Source organism: Terrabacter sp. R4-6 (assembly GCF_057529065.1).
The window spans coordinates 3,924,116-3,941,665 of record NZ_CP197224.1; the positions used below are offsets into that span (position 1 = coordinate 3,924,116).

18 protein-coding genes are annotated in these 17,550 nt (G+C 68.5%); 15 read left to right on the top strand and 3 right to left on the bottom strand.

Annotated features, from left to right (window positions below; genetic code table 11):
* Window positions 1-529 precede the first annotated feature (529 nt).
* Window positions 530-1,567, bottom strand: coding sequence for a hypothetical protein (locus ACSSS0_RS18190; RefSeq protein ID WP_487229103.1), 1,038 nt, complete (start codon window positions 1,565-1,567; stop codon window positions 530-532).
* Between the two features lie 199 nt (window positions 1,568-1,766).
* Here ACSSS0_RS18190 and ACSSS0_RS18195 point away from each other — a divergent pair, with 199 nt between their 5' ends.
* Window positions 1,767-2,039 carry a hypothetical protein gene (locus tag ACSSS0_RS18195; RefSeq protein WP_487229104.1) on the top strand — a complete coding sequence of 91 codons (273 nt, stop codon included), beginning with the start codon at window positions 1,767-1,769 and terminating at the stop codon, window positions 2,037-2,039.
* Between the two features lie 275 nt (window positions 2,040-2,314).
* On the opposite strand, the gene ACSSS0_RS18200 is transcribed toward ACSSS0_RS18195, so the two are convergent.
* Window positions 2,315-3,550 (bottom strand): IS30 family transposase, encoded by a 1,236-nt coding sequence (locus ACSSS0_RS18200; protein ID WP_487228385.1) that lies wholly within the window; start codon window positions 3,548-3,550, stop codon window positions 2,315-2,317.
* Between the two features lie 393 nt (window positions 3,551-3,943).
* On the opposite strand from ACSSS0_RS18200, the gene ACSSS0_RS18205 reads away from it, so the two are divergent.
* Window positions 3,944-4,408, top strand: a complete 465-nt coding sequence (locus ACSSS0_RS18205) for a hypothetical protein (protein WP_487229105.1) — start codon at window positions 3,944-3,946, stop codon at window positions 4,406-4,408.
* Between the two features lie 183 nt (window positions 4,409-4,591).
* Here ACSSS0_RS18205 and ACSSS0_RS18210 read toward each other — a convergent pair whose 3' ends face one another.
* The gene (locus ACSSS0_RS18210; RefSeq protein ID WP_487229106.1) at window positions 4,592-6,010 is read right to left on the bottom strand and encodes a recombinase family protein; all 1,419 of its coding nucleotides are present in this window, start codon (window positions 6,008-6,010) and stop codon (window positions 4,592-4,594) included.
* Between the two features lie 181 nt (window positions 6,011-6,191).
* On the opposite strand from ACSSS0_RS18210, the gene ACSSS0_RS18215 reads away from it, so the two are divergent.
* The 13 genes from ACSSS0_RS18215 to ACSSS0_RS18275 all read left to right on the top strand — a co-directional run bounded on the left by ACSSS0_RS18215 (window position 6,192) and on the right by ACSSS0_RS18275 (window position 17,540).
* Window positions 6,192-6,407 (top strand): hypothetical protein, encoded by a 216-nt coding sequence (locus ACSSS0_RS18215; RefSeq protein WP_487229107.1) that lies wholly within the window; start codon window positions 6,192-6,194, stop codon window positions 6,405-6,407.
* Window positions 6,404-6,877 carry a TadE/TadG family type IV pilus assembly protein gene (locus ACSSS0_RS18220; RefSeq protein WP_487229108.1) on the top strand — a complete coding sequence of 158 codons (474 nt, stop codon included), beginning with the start codon at window positions 6,404-6,406 and terminating at the stop codon, window positions 6,875-6,877. Before ACSSS0_RS18215 ends, ACSSS0_RS18220 begins: the two co-directional genes overlap by 4 nt.
* Window positions 6,874-7,350, top strand: a complete 477-nt coding sequence (locus ACSSS0_RS18225; RefSeq protein ID WP_487229109.1) for a pilus assembly protein — start codon at window positions 6,874-6,876, stop codon at window positions 7,348-7,350. Before ACSSS0_RS18220 ends, ACSSS0_RS18225 begins: the two co-directional genes overlap by 4 nt.
* Complete coding sequence (locus ACSSS0_RS18230; RefSeq protein WP_487229110.1) at window positions 7,347-7,856, top strand: pilus assembly protein TadG-related protein; 510 nt, start codon at window positions 7,347-7,349, stop codon at window positions 7,854-7,856. The genes ACSSS0_RS18225 and ACSSS0_RS18230 overlap by 4 nt, the downstream gene beginning before the upstream one ends.
* 246 nt (window positions 7,857-8,102) lie before the next feature.
* Window positions 8,103-8,561 carry a lamin tail domain-containing protein gene (locus ACSSS0_RS18235; RefSeq protein ID WP_487229111.1) on the top strand — a complete coding sequence of 153 codons (459 nt, stop codon included), beginning with the start codon at window positions 8,103-8,105 and terminating at the stop codon, window positions 8,559-8,561.
* A gap of 314 nt (window positions 8,562-8,875) precedes the next feature.
* Entirely contained in the window at window positions 8,876-9,397 is a 522-nt protein-coding gene (locus ACSSS0_RS18240; protein ID WP_487229112.1) for a matrixin family metalloprotease, read from the top strand.
* 171 nt (window positions 9,398-9,568) lie between these two features.
* The gene (gene prfB, locus ACSSS0_RS18245; RefSeq protein ID WP_487229113.1) at window positions 9,569-10,681 is read left to right on the top strand and encodes a peptide chain release factor 2; all 1,113 of its coding nucleotides are present in this window, start codon (window positions 9,569-9,571) and stop codon (window positions 10,679-10,681) included.
* Window positions 10,682-10,783: 102 nt separating this feature from the next.
* Window positions 10,784-11,254: a hypothetical protein gene (locus ACSSS0_RS18250; RefSeq protein ID WP_487229114.1), complete on the top strand. Its 471-nt coding sequence runs from the start codon at window positions 10,784-10,786 to the stop codon at window positions 11,252-11,254.
* Window positions 11,255-11,437: 183 nt separating this feature from the next.
* Window positions 11,438-12,337, top strand: coding sequence for a cell division ATP-binding protein FtsE (gene ftsE / locus ACSSS0_RS18255; protein WP_487229115.1), 900 nt, complete (start codon window positions 11,438-11,440; stop codon window positions 12,335-12,337).
* Window positions 12,338-12,361: 24 nt separating this feature from the next.
* The gene (gene ftsX / locus ACSSS0_RS18260; protein WP_435986572.1) at window positions 12,362-13,267 is read left to right on the top strand and encodes a permease-like cell division protein FtsX; all 906 of its coding nucleotides are present in this window, start codon (window positions 12,362-12,364) and stop codon (window positions 13,265-13,267) included.
* A gap of 146 nt (window positions 13,268-13,413) precedes the next feature.
* Window positions 13,414-14,916 (top strand): peptidoglycan DD-metalloendopeptidase family protein, encoded by a 1,503-nt coding sequence (locus ACSSS0_RS18265; RefSeq protein ID WP_487229116.1) that lies wholly within the window; start codon window positions 13,414-13,416, stop codon window positions 14,914-14,916.
* A gap of 95 nt (window positions 14,917-15,011) precedes the next feature.
* Complete coding sequence (gene smpB, locus ACSSS0_RS18270; RefSeq protein WP_056775785.1) at window positions 15,012-15,485, top strand: SsrA-binding protein SmpB; 474 nt, start codon at window positions 15,012-15,014, stop codon at window positions 15,483-15,485.
* A gap of 78 nt (window positions 15,486-15,563) precedes the next feature.
* Window positions 15,564-17,540: a DUF2207 domain-containing protein gene (locus tag ACSSS0_RS18275; RefSeq protein ID WP_487229117.1), complete on the top strand. Its 1,977-nt coding sequence runs from the start codon at window positions 15,564-15,566 to the stop codon at window positions 17,538-17,540.
* The last annotated feature ends 10 nt before the right edge of the window (window positions 17,541-17,550 follow it).

The window sequence follows — 17,550 nt, forward strand, 5'->3', positions numbered from 1 at the left end:
CCGCGCCTCCGGGCAGGGTCGATGATGGCGATCGGCTACTTGGCTAGAACCTCCGGCGGCTCCTCGGGACAGTGACGCCGGGACGCAGCCAAGCGCGGATCGCGTCGGCAGGATCCACTTCTGCGCCGACGGGGAGCCCGGGCAGTTCATCTGTATGGCGCTACAAGCCAGTGCCCCCGCCATCTCCGCTACATCCTTCACATTCCGCGCCCTGGGCCGGTGGCCAACCGGGAACGTATGTGCCTGCTTGCCTGAGCACCCGGGATCGTGTGCCGGAGTATCGCTCTGGCGTCGAGGTGCCGGGAACATGAAGCACGTAGGAGAGTGCATTCTGCGCAAGAAAGGCGGCATATGTTTCCCTATTCTCGAGCAGCACATGCCAGGCCTCGTCTACCCACCTAGAGGGAACCTGAGGTTCTCCTGACTCATGGACGAGGCGTAGAAAACGAACCAGCTCAGTGCAGCGATGTGAAGCCGTCAGGGGGTCGTCCCCCGTACGTTCGCGCACCATCGTTACAAACTCACTCATTCACGACACCAACTTCCGCTTCATCCGAGCCGCCCATTTGGCGTCTCGCACATGGGTGGCTATATCCAACAATTCATCTAGGGTCGGTTCTGTGGAATTGTCTTCCAGGATTGACTTGACTAACAGGTCATTGAACTCGCGCAGGGATGAACTCGATTCCCCTCGAGTAAACAGTTTGGGAGCGCCTAGAAGACCTAACGGGGAGACCTCGTGGCCAATGAGAGCCACAACAGATGGTGTCCAGTAGCTCGTGTACGGTACCGGAGATGATGCAAGGACAACTCTGACGCCAGGGATGGGGCGAGTCGGATCGCCACCAGCATGGGGGAGCAGCTCGAGCAGCAGGGCGATCGATTCGTGGATGGCTGCCTGCACACTGTCAGCGTCATTTGCGAAATTCAGTTTCGATCGAATGGTGGCCACCGACGAAACCGCATCGGTTGCGTTCGGATCCAAGAAGACAAACATGTGGCCAGAACGGTGGTCCGCCAGAGTCTGCCGCAAGGCATGGGAACCTTGCCTAAGCGGCAGTGCAGCGAAGTTGCACAGCACTTGGATCGGGCCCGGCGGGCCGAAAACGGTGTTCCAAGGCACTTCATGGGGCGACGAATATGCCTTAATCTCATCCCTTCGCGCTCGCATCTCCGCTTCAAGAAACTCCACGATCGCGTCCAACTTGTCCCCTCGACCCCAAAGGCCAAGCCCTTTGGACAGGGCGACAAAGACGAACGCGATCAGCACGATTATTACGTTCGGTATGAGGCTCTGCGCGAAAGTCTTCCAATCAGGCGCATCCCAACTGGCCGCGAGAAAGTAGAGCCCACTCAGCACTATGATCGCGAGGATGGAGGCAATAATTGTCGACTTGGTTCTCCCGCGCTCCGCGTTCTGTCCATCGACAATGAGAGAGGACACTGGCGTTGTTCCCCGGGAAGGCGTCACGCGGCAAGAGTAAGCCAGATGAGCTCCGGCATCGGCGAAATCGAAGTTTGAACCGTGTTCAGTCGCGCGCCGCTGGACGTTGGACTGACCACGCATCTGCTAGGGCTTGCGTCGGGGATACATAGGACAAGGCATTCCTCGCGCCCTCGCAGTCGCCGTCTTGGACGCAGCGTGGCGGCTCGCGCTCGGGGGGGAGGGGGGGTATCGGCCGGCAGATACCGCACGCATGACGGCCTGAAGGGCCGCGGAACTTCCTCCGGTTCTGGGACACGGTGCGCGACCTGCAGGAGTACGGATGAGCCTCGCGAGCGCCTTGGAGAACGTCGACCTCTGGACCGACACGAGCACGATCATCGCCTCGGTCCTCGCCGGCGTCGCCGATGACGGCACTGAACCTCAGCGAGCACGTCGCCGCGCCCCTGCGGGCGCCTGTTCCAGCAGGGCCGCGTCGTGGGCGGCAAGGTGGTCGACAAGGCCCCCCGAAGCCGCCGAATGGCTGCGCGAGGCTGTCCGGCGCGCGCGGGAGGGCCACAGGGTTTACTCGACCGCGCTGCGGCTCACCGAGTAGGGCGTCCCGAGGGTGGCCGGCCGGTCCGAAAACTGGCAGCCCTGAGCCGTGGAGCGCGTCCTGCGCCACTCGGTGCAGGCCAGCTTGACTCCATTCAGCCTCGGAACGGTCCTCGAGACGACCCGTGGGCTCCGACCCGCTCGGCGTCGGCCTGCCGATCGTCGAGCCCAGCCTTGCCGTCAAACGGTCGCGGATTGGCGGGAGATGGTCCGCCAGCACGACGCTCGCGAATCGCCGCAGACGCGATTGAGGTCGCTGAGCGACACCGGGCGGTTTCAGGGCGTGTGCGCAACGGTGAGTAGTTCGTTGAGTTTAGAGGCGGGGGTCTGGAAGCCGAGGGTGGCTCGGGGCCGGGTGTTGAGCAGCTGCTCGACGCGGGTGATCTCCTCGTCGGGGACGGTGGTGAAGTCGGTGCCTTTGGGGAAGAACTCGCGGATCAGGCCGTTGGTGTTCTCGTTGGTGCCGCGTTGCCAGGGCGAGTGCGGGTCGCAGAAGTAGACCGTGCAGTCGGTGGCGACGGTGAACCGGGCGTGGTCGGCCAGTTCGGCGCCTTGGTCCCAGGTCAGGGTCTTGGCCAGGTGGGCCGGGAGCGTGGTGATCATCGTGGTGAGCCGGTCGGTGACGGTGGCAGCGTCGCGCCGGCCCGGCAGCCGCGCGAGCATCAGGTACCGGGTGGCCCGCTCGACCAGCGTGATCACGGCGCTGGAGCCGCGGGCGCCGATGACCAGGTCGCCTTCCCAGTGCCCGGGAACGGCGCGGTCGGCCGCTTCGGCCGGGCGGGCGGTGATCGCGGCGTCCCCGACCCAGGACTTCCCCCGGGGCCGGGCGGCCAGCTTCGAGGCCGGCACCCGCGAGGTGCGCCCGCTGCGCAGCGCCTTCTCCCGGGCCAGCTCGGCGCGCAGGCTGCCGCGGCCCTGCACGTAGAGGGCCTGGTAGAGAGTTTCGTGACAGATCCGCATGGACTCATCGTCCGGGAAGCGCAGGACCAGCTCGCCCTGGATCTGCTGCGGGGACCAGTGCGAGGTCAACCCGTGCAGGACGACCGCGCGTAGCGCGGCGTGCTCGGGCCGGTCCAGCTTCCGCGGCTGGGGACGGGCCCGGTTGGCGCGGGTGCGGGCCTGCGCGACCCGCACCGAGTACACCCCGGCGACGCGGTTGCGGTGCAGCTCCCGGGTCACGCTCGAGCGGTGCACGCCCAGCTCGGCCGCGATCCGGGCCGGGCACCGGCCCTCACGCAGCCGCAGCGCGATCAGGCCCCGACCGGCCTCGGTCAACCGGCCCCGCGGGTCGGTGAAGTCACCGCGCACCGACGGCGCCGCCAAGGTCGGGTTGACCATCCCACCGACCGGTCCGATCCGCATCCTCATGCCGGCCACCTTGGCCCACCGGGCCACCGCGAACCGGTCCACCCCGACCTGCCGGGCGACCTCCAGCCCCGACAGCCCCTGCTCGAGCAGCCCCAACGCCTGCTCCCGCTGAGATAGCGAATACCTCCTCAGTCCACCAGCCATCGTCCCGCCTCCACACGACATCCGTGTTGCGCAGACGATCTGAGACCGCCCCGCCTCAAGGTTACGCGAGCGCTCAGTCGGCGGTGCTGGAGGTGGACACGAGCGGCGTACACCTTGTGGCTTTTGATGGACCCCGGATGTGCGACAGGGAGGCGAACCGTCACGGCCAAGCCGGTGAACACATGTTGCGGTTTGGGGTTCGCCCCGTGCGATCCCCTCCTAGTCTGAGGCCAAGCGGTCGGGCCTTGAGAGTCGATCCAGACACTGGCACTCCGGAGGGGAAATGTGGGAAAACATCAAAGTGACTTGCCCTCACTGCGGGAGGCAGACCTGGGTGCGTCGTGGGTATAACGATCCTTGTGAACACTGTCGCAAGATTATCGAGCAGTAGAAATGAGCGAGCACTACGACTTCGCCCTCGGCGCTGCGACGCATGCATTCGGTGTCTACGTTTCTGAGTTTGTCCCCCAGTTTGGATTCTCCTACGTTCGTGACAACGTGGGAGTCGTTGGCACAGTCGCAGACGATATAACGCAGTTTGGGGCCCTCGTCATGACTGAGATGGGCGCCACGGTCGAGCTCCTTAATGCGGTGGCTGATATCAACTCCACGATCCCGTTCGGCGCTGTGAAGCTTGCGCCAGATTCGGCCGGGACGTGGATCGTCGTGTGGTCCTTTAAAGTGCGAAACTCCTGGATCGCGCCGGGGGTTCAGACATCGGCGCAGATGATGCTGGACGTGGCAACGAACTCTCCGGCCGTCGTCAACCTCATTCGGGACGAGTTCACTGACAAATTCTCGGGGGCGATTCTCACGTATGAACCTGGATGGGAAGTTGTCACGTTAAGCCATCTGTAACGAGGTCCCCTGGGCTTGTGCGATGGTGGAGCAGTCCGCGGCCAACGCTGGCAAGCGATGAGGACAAAGGCTCAAGAGATGTGGAAGCCGCGGGGACCGGGACCGGCCGCCGACCTCAAGACTGCAGGCCCCTTCGGGGCTCATGCCGTACACGGCAAGGCGGCTCGCGGCTGGAATGGGCTCCTATGCTTCGATTGCGGCCGACCACTCGATTGTGACGGATTCGGGGTCGAAGGTCCGTCCCTGGCCCGAGCCGATGGGGTTGATGGTTATGCGCATGCCGAGGAGACGGATGATGCGCTTACGCGTCTCGATGTCGGCCGTGTTCCAGGCGCCGTCGACCGTCGTACCGGCGAATTCCGCCAGCTCGGGGTTGGGTTGGGCCGCGGCCAGCCGGGCGCGCTCTTCGGCGAGCTGCGGCTTGAGGCGCTCAGAGACCCGGCGGAGCTGGTCGCCGGTGATGGTGTCGTCGGCGAACTGGTCGGCTGCAAGGGCGAGCTTTGCCTCCAGGCCTCCGATTCGGTCCCGGGCGCGGGTATCGGCGGCGGGATCCCCGCCGAGGAGTCGGACGCCGTCGCGCTTGAGGACACCCAGGACCACGCTGGTGACGAGTTGGTCGAGGTCAGCCATGCGGCGGCGGACCTTCATGCATCCGGCGTGGGCGCAGGTGTAGCTGTGCGGGTAGACGCGCGTTCGTCCGTTCTTGACCACGTAGGTGTACTCGTTAGTGCCGACCAGCGGGCCGCCGCAGACGCCGCAGTGGGCGATGGAGGTGAGCAGGTACTTGGGTTCGGTGCCGCGGTTGTTGCTTCGCCGTCCGGGGTCGGTGAGGAGGGCGACGACGCGTTCATGGGTCGGCCGGTCGATGATCGGCTCCCACTGTCCGGGCCCGACCTCCTTGCCCAGGTGGGTGCGCACCCCGCAGTTGCGCCAGCGCAGCAGCATCTGGCGCAGGACGACGGTCTGCCAGGGCTTCCCGGTGCTCGTGCGGATGCCGCGACGGTTCAGGTCCTTGCAGATCTTCCACAGCCCCTGGCCGGAGAGCACGCGGTCGACGCACTCGCGGACGACCGCTGCTTCCTCTGGGTTGATCGCAAGCGTTCGGTCGGAACGGAAGTCCCACCCGTAGGGGCGCTTGCCGATATGAGCACCGTTGGCCGCGAGCTCGCGGTGTTTGGCCTTGAGTCGGCGGCGTTGCTGTTCGACCTCGTACCGGGCGACCGTGCCCTTCATCCTGGCCATCATGCGGCCTTGCTCGGTGGCCAGATCGATATCACCGCCGACGGACGCGAGTCTTAGCCCGAGTCGGTCTGCGTGGTCGATGACGTCCTCGAGTTCTCTCGGCGTCCGGGTGAGTCGGTCGACGTCCCACACGACTACAGCCTTGATGACCCCGTGACCGACGTCGCGCATCATTCGCTCGTAGGCCGGCCGGGGCTTGCCGCGGGTGGCGCTCACGTCGTTGTCCTCGTAGAGGCCGGCGACGGCCCAGCCCAGCTGCGCGACTAGCCGCTCGCAGTCGGCGAGCTGACGTTTGACCCCGAGACCCAGACCCTCGGAGTCACGAGAGATCCGCACGTAGATGCCTGCTGGCAGAGTCATGGCACGCTCCGAGAGAGAAGGTCTAGACAAACATACTCCCGATCGTCTTCCTCACGCTGCCGGTGACGGTGCTCTTCGCGCTCTACCCAGGACTCAGCTTCCTCCACCTCAAGCTCTGACACCCGGGCCACCGAGTGTCCTCATCGCAATCCGGCACGAATCCGACACAGGGAGAAAGAGAATGAACCACATCATCACGGCCCGCACCCGAGCCTTGGCAGCCGTCGCGACCGTCGTATCGCGTCGGATCGCCGGCCCTCGTGACCGCGGCGACGTCCCAGGCTGGGTCCTCATCACGATCATGACCGCCGGTCTCGTCACCGCGCTCTGGGCCCTCGCCGGCCCCCAGCTGGGGCAGCTCTTCAGCGACGCCATCTCGGACGTCAAGGGCCCGTGAGGCTCGTCGGCCCGGCCGTGCCGAGCCCCGGGACGGTCCTGGCTCGTCTGGAGCGCCGCTCGACGACGGCCGCGGACCGCGAGCGCGGCTCCGCCATCGCGGAGTTCGTGATGGTGGCGGCGCTCCTGCTGTTCGTGGCGCTCGGGGTCTTCCAGCTCGGTCTGGCGCTCTACGTGCGCAACACGCTCATCTCGGCGGCGTCCGAGGGCGCCCGCTACGGCGCTCGAGCCGATGCTCAGCCCGGTGACGGCATCGCGCGCACCGAGGCGCTGATCACCTCGGCGCTGAGCTCGACGTTCGCCCAGGACGTGAGCGCCACCCGCTCCGTGACCGCCTCGGGAGTGCGCGTGGTCGAGGTCCGCGTGACTGCACCCCTGCCCGTGATCGGTCCGGTCGGGCCGGCGGGTGCGCTCACGGTGTCCGGCCGCGCCTTCAGCGAGGAGCAGGTCACGGCCGGAGCGAGTCGATGATCCGGCCGCAGGACGTCGTTACCAGGGCCGCCGGCCGAGCCGTGACCCGGACCGACGGCGAGGCCGGCCGCGCCATCCTCGAGTTCATCTTCCTCGGCATCCTGCTCCTGCTGCCGCTGACCTACCTCGTGCTCACGGCGGCCCGCCTGCAGGCTGCGTCGTTCTCGGCGTCGCTGGCAGGCCGGGAGGCCGGCCGGGCCTTCGTCACGGCGCCGTCCGACGACGACGGCTACGCCCGGGCCCGCGCAGCGGCCCAGCTCGCCTTCACCGACTTCTCCTTCGAGGACGGCGCGGCCGTCTCGGTGACGTGCGACGGCTCCCCGTGCCTGCGCCCCGACGGAACGGTCACCTCCACCGCGTCCATCGAGGTCCAGCTCCCGCTCGTACCGGACTTCATCGCGGCCCACGTCCCGGCCTCCGTCACCATCACGTCGACGCACGTCGCCTCGGTCGACCGGTTCGTGGCGCGATGACGAGCACGTATGCCGTCCGCCTCCGGCACGTCCACCGTCGGCTCCGCTCCCGGTCGGCTCACCGTCGAGCCGGCGACGACGGCCAGATCGGCGTGCTCGCCCTCGGCCTGTTCGTGCTCGCGGCACTCCTGGTCCTGGGGACCGTCGACGTCACGGCGGCCCAGCTCGCGCGGATGCGCCTGCTCGACACTGCCGACTCCGCGGCACTCGACGCCGCTGACGCCCTCGACGAGCGCGACGCCTACGAGGGTGGCGTCCTCGACCAGCTCGCACTCACCGACGAGTCCGTGGCCGACGCGGCTGCCGCGCACCTGGCACGCACGCCGCTGCCGTCGGGCATCACGTCCTGGTCGGTGGTCCCCGACACCGGAATGAGTGACGGTGCGACCGCCGTCGTCACGATCCAGGGCACGGCGACCCTGCCGATGAGCGGCTGGGTCCTCGAGTCGCTCGGGGGCAGCGTCACCATCACCGTGACGTCGCGGGCCCGCGCTCCGCTCGGGTGACGTGAGTCTGACGACGTCCGTCGCACTCCGGCCCGCGGACGGCCCGCGCAGCAAGGACGCAAAAACCCCAAAACGCTCACGCGACAGGTGGACACGCACTAGCGTCCGCTGACGACGCCCGCACCGCCCAGCACGTCCAAGGCCCGGCGGCGTGGCGCGTCGAGACAGGGAGTGATGGCGCCGCCCCTCGGGCGGCGCCATCCGCACGTGCCGCGGCCACGGGGCCGCGACGACAGACAGGGAAGCATGCGCACGTTCATCACCAAGGCCCTCGTGGCCACCGCCGGACTCGGCCTCGCCGTGGCCGCTCCCATCGCCACCGCGAGCTCGGCCCAGGCCCTGCCGGCGATCATGATCTACAAGGTCCAGTACGACTCGCCCGGCTCCGACACCGGCAGCAACACGAGCCTCAACGCCGAGTACGTCGTCATCAAGAACACGACGCGCAGCAACCGCGTCCTCACCGGCTGGACCCTGCGCGACAAGACCGGCTACACCTACCGGTTCCCGACCTTCACCCTCAAGGCCGGCGCCACCGTGACGGTCCACACCGGCCGCGGGTCGGCGACGTCGACGCACCGCTACTACAACAAGACCTGGTACGTCTGGAACAACTCGGGCGACACGGCATACCTCAAGAACGCCTCGGGCACGACGGTCGACACGTGTGCATGGAGCGGCGGCGGCACCGCGAAGTACTGCTGAGCCAGCCAGCCCCGCGCGCCCGGCACGACCCGCCCGGCACGAGAGACAGCGCACGACGAAGGCCCGCCCCGCACCCGGGGGCGGGCCTTCGTCGTCCCCGCGGAACTGGGAGTTGTCCCAGCAACCCGCCAGTAAAGGTCAAGAGATCGTCAAAAAGGTCTCATTACGCCACGAAATCGATAATTTGGACAAACAGCGCCAACCCCCTCGAGACCACCTACCCCACGGGTGGTCTCGGCGTCTGTCCGAACACACCGCATGGAGCCCCATCAGTCCTGAGCCCCCAGCACATCCCCCACAGCAGGAGAAGGCACATGAAGCGGATCATCTTCGTCGTCCTCGCAGCCATCGGTCTCGCCGTCGGCGCGGCCGCGCCCTCGCAGGCCGCCAAGCCCAGCCCCACCGTCACGGCGGCCTACTGGGGTCACTGGACGACCCAGGCCCTCGTCTACGACGCGACCGGAGGCAACAACTCGTTCAAGGTCCCTGAGGCCGTGTCCGAGTGGCGCAAGTCAGGCTGGAACGTCGTCATGACGTCGGACGCCACCAAGGCCAACATCAAGGTCCTCGCGGCGCAGGCAACATCAGATGGGGCCATCGGTGACGCCACGCTCGTAACGAGCGGAAGCGCCATCACTGGCTGCACGGTTCGTCTCGACCCCCTGTTCGCGACGATGTACGCCGGTGAGCACCTTGCGATCCACGAGCTCGGCCACTGCGGCGGGCTGCCGCACTCGACGTCGTCCAAGAGCGTCATGTACCCGTCGACGAACTCCAACACGGCCTTGACCAAGCCCACAGCGCAGGACATCCGCTGGATGGGCGGCAACTACTGATCGACCCGCACCACTGCTCGGGGGAGCTTGCACCGCAACCACATCGGGCCCACGGCGTACGCCGTGGGCCCGATGCGCGTCCCGGCGACCCAGTCCGCGGCGTGAGTGACGGCGCCGGAGCGGAGCCCGGCGTGCGCGACGCGGCTCGCCGCTGCCGTAGGCTGTTCCATCGTGGCTGTTGACTTCACGCAAGAGATCAAGGACCTGCGCGCGACGATGGACTCCGTGCGCGGGGTCACGAACCTCGACGAGCTCGCCCGGACCATCGACGAGCTCGAGCAGCAGGCCTCCGCCCCCGACCTGTGGGACGACCCCGACGCGGCCCAGCAGGTGACGAGCGCCCTGTCCCGCGCCAACTCCGAGCGCGACCGCATCCTCGGGATGGACGCCCGCATCGAGGACCTCGAGACCCTCGTCGAGATGGGCCAGGAGGAGAGCGACGCCGCCACCCTCGAGGAGGCCGAACGCGACCTCGCCACGCTGAAGAAGGACGTCGGCGAGCTCGAGGTCCGCACCCTGCTGTCGGGGGAGTACGACGAGCGCGAGGCCGTCGTCACCATCCGCGCCGGCGCGGGTGGGGTCGACGCCGCCGACTTCGCCGAGATGCTCATGCGGATGTACCTCCGCTGGGCCGAGCGCCACGGCTACCCGACGAAGGTCATGGACACCTCGTACGCCGAGGAGGCCGGCCTCAAGTCCGCCACCTTCGAGGTCAACGTGCCGTACGCCTTCGGCCACCTCTCCGTCGAGGCCGGCACGCACCGCCTCGTCCGGATCAGCCCGTTCGACAACCAGGGCCGTCGCCAGACGAGCTTCGCTGCGGTCGAGGTCATCCCGCTCATCGAGAGCGACGACTCGATCGAGATCCCCGAGAACGAGCTCAAGGTCGACGTCTTCCGCTCGAGCGGTCCCGGCGGCCAGAGCGTCAACACGACCGACTCGGCGGTGCGCATGACGCACATCCCGACCGGCATCGTCGTCTCGATGCAGAACGAGAAGAGCCAGATCCAGAACCGCGCCGCCGCCCTCCGCGTGCTCCAGTCGCGCCTGCTCCTGCAGCGCAAGGCCGAGGAGGCCGCGGTCAAGAAGGAGATGGCGGGCGACGTCAAGGCGAGCTGGGGAGACCAGATGCGCTCCTACGTGCTCAACCCGTACCAGATGGTCAAGGACCTGCGCACCGAGTTCGAGACCGGCAACCCGAGCGCGGTCTTCGACGGCGACATCGACGGCTTCATCGAGGCCGGCATCCGGTGGCAGATCGGTGAGAACCGCCGCGAGGACTGACATCTCGGGCGATCTCGGCTTTCGCCGGGCGCGCCGGCCGCAGCCCTCGTAGGGTCGCGTCGTCGGCTCCACCCGACGGCTCCCGCTCGAGAGGTTCCACCCATGTCACCCCTCCACCGTCTCGTCATGACCCTCGCCGCGCTCGTCGCGGCCGCCGTCGTCGCCGTCGGGTTGGCTCCCGCGGCGTCCGCGGCCACCGGCAGCGCTTCCCAGCCGTGCAGCAGCGTCCGCCAGATCGGCGACCGGAAGGTCGTCTCCGACCTCGGGATGTCCGCCTTCACGGTCCGCCAGTACATCGGGTGGTGCAGCGACTCCCGCGGCTCGGCGTGGATGAACTTCGCGTCCGTCTACGTCTGGGACCAGTACCACGCGCGGGGCTTCGCCTACCGCTCGTACTCCGGGGTCGCCGTCCGCGGCGAGCCCGAGACTCGCGGCTTCACCTCGAGCGCCAACCGCCAGCAGCTGAGCTACTCGACGCCGGTGCGCACGACCTCGCTCTGCACGCAGGGCTGGGGCAAGCTCTACCGCGCCGGCTCCGAGTCGGCCCAGGGCCTCACGACGCTCGTCTGCTGAGCGCCCGGACGGGCGCAGCACGCCGCCACGCCGGGCCCGGCCGTTTTCCGGGGGTTTCGCCTGTCGGCCCGTAGCCTCGGAGCCGGCCCTGTGCACGCCGGCGTATGCCGTCACGTGCCTCCCGGCCCAGCCGCTGTCCCGCTGATGCCCAGCTGATGTCCAGTACGAGTCGAGGCCCGTCGCATGATCCTCTTCGAGAACGTCACGAAGACCTACCCGCGGACGACTCGTCCGGCCCTGGACGACGTCAGCCTCGAGATCCCGCGCGGCGAGTTCGCCTTCGTCGTCGGCACGTCCGGTTCGGGCAAGTCGACGATGATGCAGCTCGTCATGAAGGAGCAGGACGTCTCCCGCGGCCGCATCCTCGTCGCCGGGCGTGACCTCGACCGCCTGCCCGAGCGCAAGGTCCCGGCCCTGCGCCGCGAGATCGGCTGTGTCTTCCAGGACTTCCGCCTGCTGCCCAACAAGACGGTCTTCCAGAACGTGGCCTACGCCCTCCAGGTCCTCGGCAGCAGCCGCGCCCGCATCCGCCAGACGGTGCCGGAGACGCTCGAGCTGGTGGGCCTCGCCGGCATGGAGAAGCGCCTGCCCCACCAGCTCTCGGGTGGCGAGCAGCAGCGCGTCGCCATCGCCCGCGCCTTCGTCAACCGGCCGCCGATCCTCCTCGCCGACGAGCCCACCGGCAACCTCGACCCCGACACGAGCCTGGGCATCGTCCAGCTGCTCGACCGCATCAACCGCACCGGCACGACCGTCGTCATGGCCACCCACGACACCGTCACCGTCAACGCCATGCGCAAGCGCGTCATCCGCCTCGACCGTGGCGTGCTCGTCAGCGACATGGAGGCCGGCGACTACACGACCGGCTCCATCCCGCGCATCCGGCTCGACGAGGAGCCCGAGGCGCCGCGCCGCGCGGTCGAGCCCGAGGTGTCCGACGGCTACGACGACGGGGACCCCACGGCATACGACACTGACGACGAGCCGGACGGGCTGCCGCCCATCGGGCGCGACGCCGACGCGCCACGCAGCAAGGGCGGAATCTTCCGGCGGCACAAGGCCGTCCAGACGAGCGACCGCTGAGCGCGAGACGAAGCGAGACACGACATGCGATTCCAGTTCCTCCTCGGCGAGATCGGCAACGGCCTCCGACGCAACCTCTCGATGGCCGTCTCGGTCGTCATCGTCACGATGATCTCGATGTACCTCCTCGGCCTCGGCCTCATGGGCCAGCGGCAGGTCGACACCATGAAGGACTACTGGTACGACCGCGTCCAGGTCACGGTCATGCTCTGCGCCGAGAAGACCCGCTTCACCAACTGCGCGGGCGAGGCGACGACCGACGCCCAGCGAACGGCGATCAAGGCCGAGCTCGAGGCCCTCAAGCCGACGGTCAAGGAGGTGTACTACGAGTCGCGCGACGAGGCGTACGAGCGGTTCAAGCAGACCTACAAGAACTCGCCGCTCGCGCGGGCGGGGGAGTCCTACTTCGCCGACTCCTACCGGGTGAACCTCAACGACGCCGGCAAGTTCGACGTCGTCGCGAGCTCGATCAAGGGCATGCCCGGCGTGGCCGACGTCCAGGACCAGAAGAAGCTCCTCGAGAAGTTCTTCACCTTCATGAACACCGTGTCCTGGGCAGCGATCGCGCTGTCCTCGCTCATGGTGCTCGCCGCCGTCATGCTCATCTCGACGACCATTCGCCAGACCGCCTTCAGCCGCCGGCGCGAGACGGGCATCATGCGGCTGGTCGGTGCCTCGAACTTCACGATCCGCTTCCCCTTCGTCATGGAGACCGTCCTGTCGAGCGTGCTCGGGGCGGTCCTGGCGATGGGAATGCTGTGGGCGACGGTGCGCTACGGCGTCGTCGGCTTCCTGAGCCAGACGCTGACCGACACGGCGTTCATCGGGGTCGCGGACGTCTACTACGTCGCACCGTTCGTCATCCTCGGCGTCATCGTGCTCTCGAGCCTGACGTCCTGGGTGACGCTGCGCCGCTACCTGCGCGTCTGACCCGGCACGAACTGCAAGATTTCCCGAATTCGCCGCGGGGCGATCGGGCGCCGTCGCATGCTGTCCCGGGCCGACCTTCGGCCCTGATCATGACGAACTCTCCCCAACGCGAGTGACGTGTGGTACCAATGGAGCATATGTGGCTCATGAGGCGTTCTGAGACGAGCGGACCCGCGACCCGACTGACGGCCGCAGGGCTCGTCATCGCGTGCTCCGTCTCCCTGGGTTCGGCGCTCGTCGCCCGCGCCGACTCGGTGTCGGACCAGAAGAAGCGCAACGACCAGAAGATCGCGTCGCTCGGCCAGCAGCTCGAGGGCACGAACGCCGCTCTCGCGCGCGCCTACGTCAACCTCCAGCGCACCAACGCAGCGCTCCCGATCGCCCAGCAGCGGGTCGCCTCGGCCCAGGCGGCCCAGATGCGCGCCCAGGCCGCCCAGGTCGCGGCCGAGGCCACCGAGGCCAGGGCGATCGCCGCCGAGGCCAAGGCCCGCGCGCACAACGAGGCCGTGGCCCAGAAGCTCGCCGTGGCCCTGGCCAACGAGCAGCGCGCCAAGGAGCAGCTCGCCAAGAGCGGGGCCGACCTCGTCAGCAGCCAGGACGCCCTCGACTCGTATGCCGCCGAGGTCTTCCAGGGGTCCGGCCAGGAGTCCCAGCTCGGGATGGTCTTCGGCTCCACCTCGCCGGAGGACTTCGCCAACCGGCTCGTCATGGCCGACACCGCGAGCGCGGTCGCCAGCGACACCATCGACAAGCTCGCCGCGATGACGGCCGACAACACCTCGACCCGCTCCTACCTCACGTCGGTGCGGGGCGAGATCGCCGAGCTCAAGCGCCAGGCCGAGGCCGCGCTGCGCGGCGCCGAGGCTGCGGCCGCGGCAGCCACCCAGGCCAAGAACCAGGCGATCATCGCCAAGAACAACGCCGTCACCGCAGCGCAGAACGCCGCCGCCGCCAAGACCCAGCTCGACCAGCTGAAGTCGAAGCAGTCGGCCTACACCGCCGACCTCGCCGTGCAGAGGAAGAGCGAGGCCGCCGACCTCGCCGCCGCCCGCGCAGAGTCGTCCCGCCTGCAGGCCATCCTCGTCGAGCGGGCCCGCCAGGCCCGGATCGCGGAGCAGAAGCGCCAGGCCAAGCTGCGCGCCGAGCGCGCCGCCAAGATCCGCGCCGAGCGGGCCAAGGCCGCAGCCGCCAAGAAGCGGGGCCAGGTCTACATCCCCAAGACCCCGCCGCCGGTGCAGAGCGACCCGACGCCCTCGAACTACCTCAGCTACCCGGCCATCGGCCCGACGACGTCCGGCTTCGGCATGCGGTGGCACCCCGTGCTGCAGAAGTGGATGCTCCACGACGGTCTCGACTGGGGCATCGCCTGCGGCACCCCGGTGTATGCCGCGGCGCCCGGCGAGGTCATCCGCGCCGGCTGGCGCGCGAGCGGCTGGGGCAACCAGGTCCTCATCGACCACGGCATCCACCGGGGCGTCGACCTCGTCACGAGCTACAACCACCTGTCGAGCATCGTGAAGTTCGGCGGCAGTGTGAGGCGTGGCCAGCTCATCGGCTACTCCGGCACGACCGGCTACTCGACGGGCTGCCACCTGCACTTCGGCACCTACGAGGACGGGACGCCGGTCAACCCGCGCAAGTGGCTCTGAGCCGGCCCGCGGACAAAACCGACTCTGAGCCGAGGGTCCCTTCGGGGTAGCGTTGGTGCGCTGACCACACACCCAGTAGGCGGAAGGACGGTCCGGTGCCCAAGGAGAAGGGGCGGTCGCTCATCGCGAGCAACCGCAAGGCCCGACACGACTACCTCATCGACGACACCTTCGAGGCGGGCATCGTCCTCTCCGGCACCGAGGTCAAGGCGCTGCGGATGGGGCGCGCGTCGCTCGTCGACGGCTTCGCCATGTTCACCGGCGACGAGCTCTACCTCGAGAACGTCCACATCCCCGAGTACCTCAACGGCACGTGGAACAACCACGCGCCGCGCCGCAAGCGCAAGCTGCTCCTGCACCGCGCCGAGCTGACGAAGATCGCGCACAAGACCCGTGAGAGCGGGCGCACCATCGTGCCGCTGGCCCTCTACTTCAAGGACGGCCGCGCCAAGGTGGAGATCGCCATCGCGACCGGCAAGAAGGAGTACGACAAGCGCCATGCGCTGCGCGAGCGCCAGGACAACCGCGAGGCCGACCGGGCGATGAGCGCGGCCAACCGCCGGCGCTGACCCTCCGACCGGAACCACGGGCCCCGATCCCGCGTCCGGTGTCAGGATGCAAGGGACCAACGACGTGGAGGGACCCCGATGGCTGGACCGACCGGATCGACCCGATCGAGCGTGACCCGCGCCCGGCGCGTCGGCGTGCTGGCACTGCTCCTGGCGGCCGCACTGTTCCTGCTCGCCCCCGCGTCCGGCGCGCAGGCCGCCGCCGACGAGGGCATGGACTCCTTCGCGGCGGTCTACGACCTGCAGCCCGACGGCAGCATGAAGGTCACCGAGACGATCACCTGGCGCTTCCCCAGCGGTGAGGAGCGGCACGGGATCTTCCGCGACATCGTCGTCCGGATGGGGTGGAACGGCGAGGAGAACCGCTACCGCTACTACGACCTCACCGACGTCGCGGTGTCGAGCCCGAGCGGCGCACCGGACGCCTTCCGCGTCAGCGACAACGGTGCCGCCAAGGAGATCCGGATCGGCTCGGCCGACGAGCTCACGAGCGGCACGCAGGTCTACACCGTCAGCTACACCCTGCACGACGTGCTCAACCCGATCACCGCCGACGGCAAGCCCGCCCCCGACTCGAGCCAGGCCGACACCGTCGAGCTCTACTACAACGTCTTCGGGACCAACGAGATGACCGCCCGGGACCGGGTGTCGATCACCGTCAAGTCGCCGGCGACCCCGAGCCAGGTGGCCTGCTACCAGGGTGTCAACCGGTCCGACACGCCCTGCCAGGCGACGGCCGGCGACCCGGCCCGCTTCTCCGCGAGCGGTCTGACCGCCGGCGATGCCATGTCTGTGCTCGCCGCCTACCCCGCCTCGGCGTTCGACAACGTGCGCGCCGACGTGCGCGAGGGCGACTCCGGCTCGACGATCGGCTCCGACGCGGCACCGGCCGCCAACGCCGCCGCCTGGGTGGGCGGTGTGGGAGCCCCCGTCCTCGCGCTGGCCGTCATGGGGACCCTCGTGTGGACCCGCGGCCGCGACGAGCGCTACGCCGACCTCACGCCGGGCCTCTCGCCCGCCTACGGCACCGGCGCCACCGGCGACGGGACCCCGAGTGCCACCACGGTGCGCGGCGGGTCGTCCACCGTCGCGGTCCAGTTCCAGCCGCCGAAGGGCGTGCAGCCGGGCATGGTCGGCACCATCATCGACGAGACCGCCAACCCCATCGACGTCTCGGCCACGGTCATCGACCTCGCGGTGCGCGGCTTCATCCGCATCGAGGAGAGCGGCGGCGGGGGAGTGTTCAGCCGCACGGACTGGACGCTGACCCGGCTCGCGCCACCCCCGGACGAGCGGCTGCTGCCCTACGAGCGCCAGCTGCTCGACGGCATCTTCGCCAGCCGAGGCGACGTCGTGCGCCTCTCGGAGCTGAAGAACACCTTCGCGAGCACCCTCAAGCGCATCCAGGCCGGGATGTACGAGGAGGTCGTCACGCGTGGCTGGTTCCGGTCCTCACCCCAGACCCAGCGCAGCGCGTGGCAGGGCCTCGGGCTCGTCATCGCCGTGCTCGGCGGCCTCATGCTCTTCTACGGCCGCCCCGCGATCAGCGCGATCCTCGGCGGCAGTTTCGGTGGCGGGGTCGCCCTCGGCATCGGCCTCGTCGTCGCGGGCCTCATCGTCTGGATCCTCGGCGGGCGGATGGCCGCCAAGACCGCCGAGGGCTCGGCCGTGCTCGCCCAGTCCCTCGGCTTCAAGGAGTACCTCACGACCGCCGAGGCCGGGCAGATCGAGTTCGAGGAGGCGTCCAACATCTTCAGCCGGTACCTCCCGTATGCCGTCGTCTTCGGTGTCGCGGACCGCTGGGCCAGCACGTTCGCCGACGTCGCGAGGGCGGCCGAGGCCGCGAACCGTCCGCTCGTGATGCCGACGTGGTACGTCTGGAGCGGCAACGCGTTCCCCGACTTCACGAGCATCGCCGACGGCGTCGACTCCTTCTCGACGACGTCGACCGGCACCTTCACCTCGACGCCTGGATCGTCCGGCTCGTCCGGGTTCTCAGGCGGAGGCGGCTTCTCCGGTGGTGGTGGCGGCGGTTCGTCGTCCGGCTCGTGGTAGGTCAGTGAGA

Bases quoted from the DNA above. Each gene is read 5' to 3' on its own strand.
- ACSSS0_RS18190 (WP_487229103.1), bottom strand. From the start codon at position 1,567: ATGCGTGGTCAGTCCAACGTCCAGCGGCGCGCGACTGAACACGGTTCA.
- ACSSS0_RS18195 (WP_487229104.1), top strand. From the start codon at position 1,767: ATGAGCCTCGCGAGCGCCTTGGAGAACGTCGACCTCTGGACCGACACG.
- ACSSS0_RS18200 (WP_487228385.1), bottom strand. From the start codon at position 3,550: ATGGCTGGTGGACTGAGGAGGTATTCGCTATCTCAGCGGGAGCAGGCG.
- ACSSS0_RS18205 (WP_487229105.1), top strand. From the start codon at position 3,944: ATGAGCGAGCACTACGACTTCGCCCTCGGCGCTGCGACGCATGCATTC.
- ACSSS0_RS18210 (WP_487229106.1), bottom strand. From the start codon at position 6,010: ATGACTCTGCCAGCAGGCATCTACGTGCGGATCTCTCGTGACTCCGAG.
- ACSSS0_RS18215 (WP_487229107.1), top strand. From the start codon at position 6,192: ATGAACCACATCATCACGGCCCGCACCCGAGCCTTGGCAGCCGTCGCG.
- ACSSS0_RS18225 (WP_487229109.1), top strand. From the start codon at position 6,874: ATGATCCGGCCGCAGGACGTCGTTACCAGGGCCGCCGGCCGAGCCGTG.
- ACSSS0_RS18230 (WP_487229110.1), top strand. From the start codon at position 7,347: ATGACGAGCACGTATGCCGTCCGCCTCCGGCACGTCCACCGTCGGCTC.
- ACSSS0_RS18235 (WP_487229111.1), top strand. From the start codon at position 8,103: ATGCGCACGTTCATCACCAAGGCCCTCGTGGCCACCGCCGGACTCGGC.
- ACSSS0_RS18240 (WP_487229112.1), top strand. From the start codon at position 8,876: ATGAAGCGGATCATCTTCGTCGTCCTCGCAGCCATCGGTCTCGCCGTC.
- ACSSS0_RS18250 (WP_487229114.1), top strand. From the start codon at position 10,784: ATGTCACCCCTCCACCGTCTCGTCATGACCCTCGCCGCGCTCGTCGCG.
- ftsE (WP_487229115.1), top strand. From the start codon at position 11,438: ATGATCCTCTTCGAGAACGTCACGAAGACCTACCCGCGGACGACTCGT.
- ftsX (WP_435986572.1), top strand. From the start codon at position 12,362: ATGCGATTCCAGTTCCTCCTCGGCGAGATCGGCAACGGCCTCCGACGC.
- ACSSS0_RS18265 (WP_487229116.1), top strand. From the start codon at position 13,414: ATGAGGCGTTCTGAGACGAGCGGACCCGCGACCCGACTGACGGCCGCA.
- ACSSS0_RS18275 (WP_487229117.1), top strand. From the start codon at position 15,564: ATGGCTGGACCGACCGGATCGACCCGATCGAGCGTGACCCGCGCCCGG.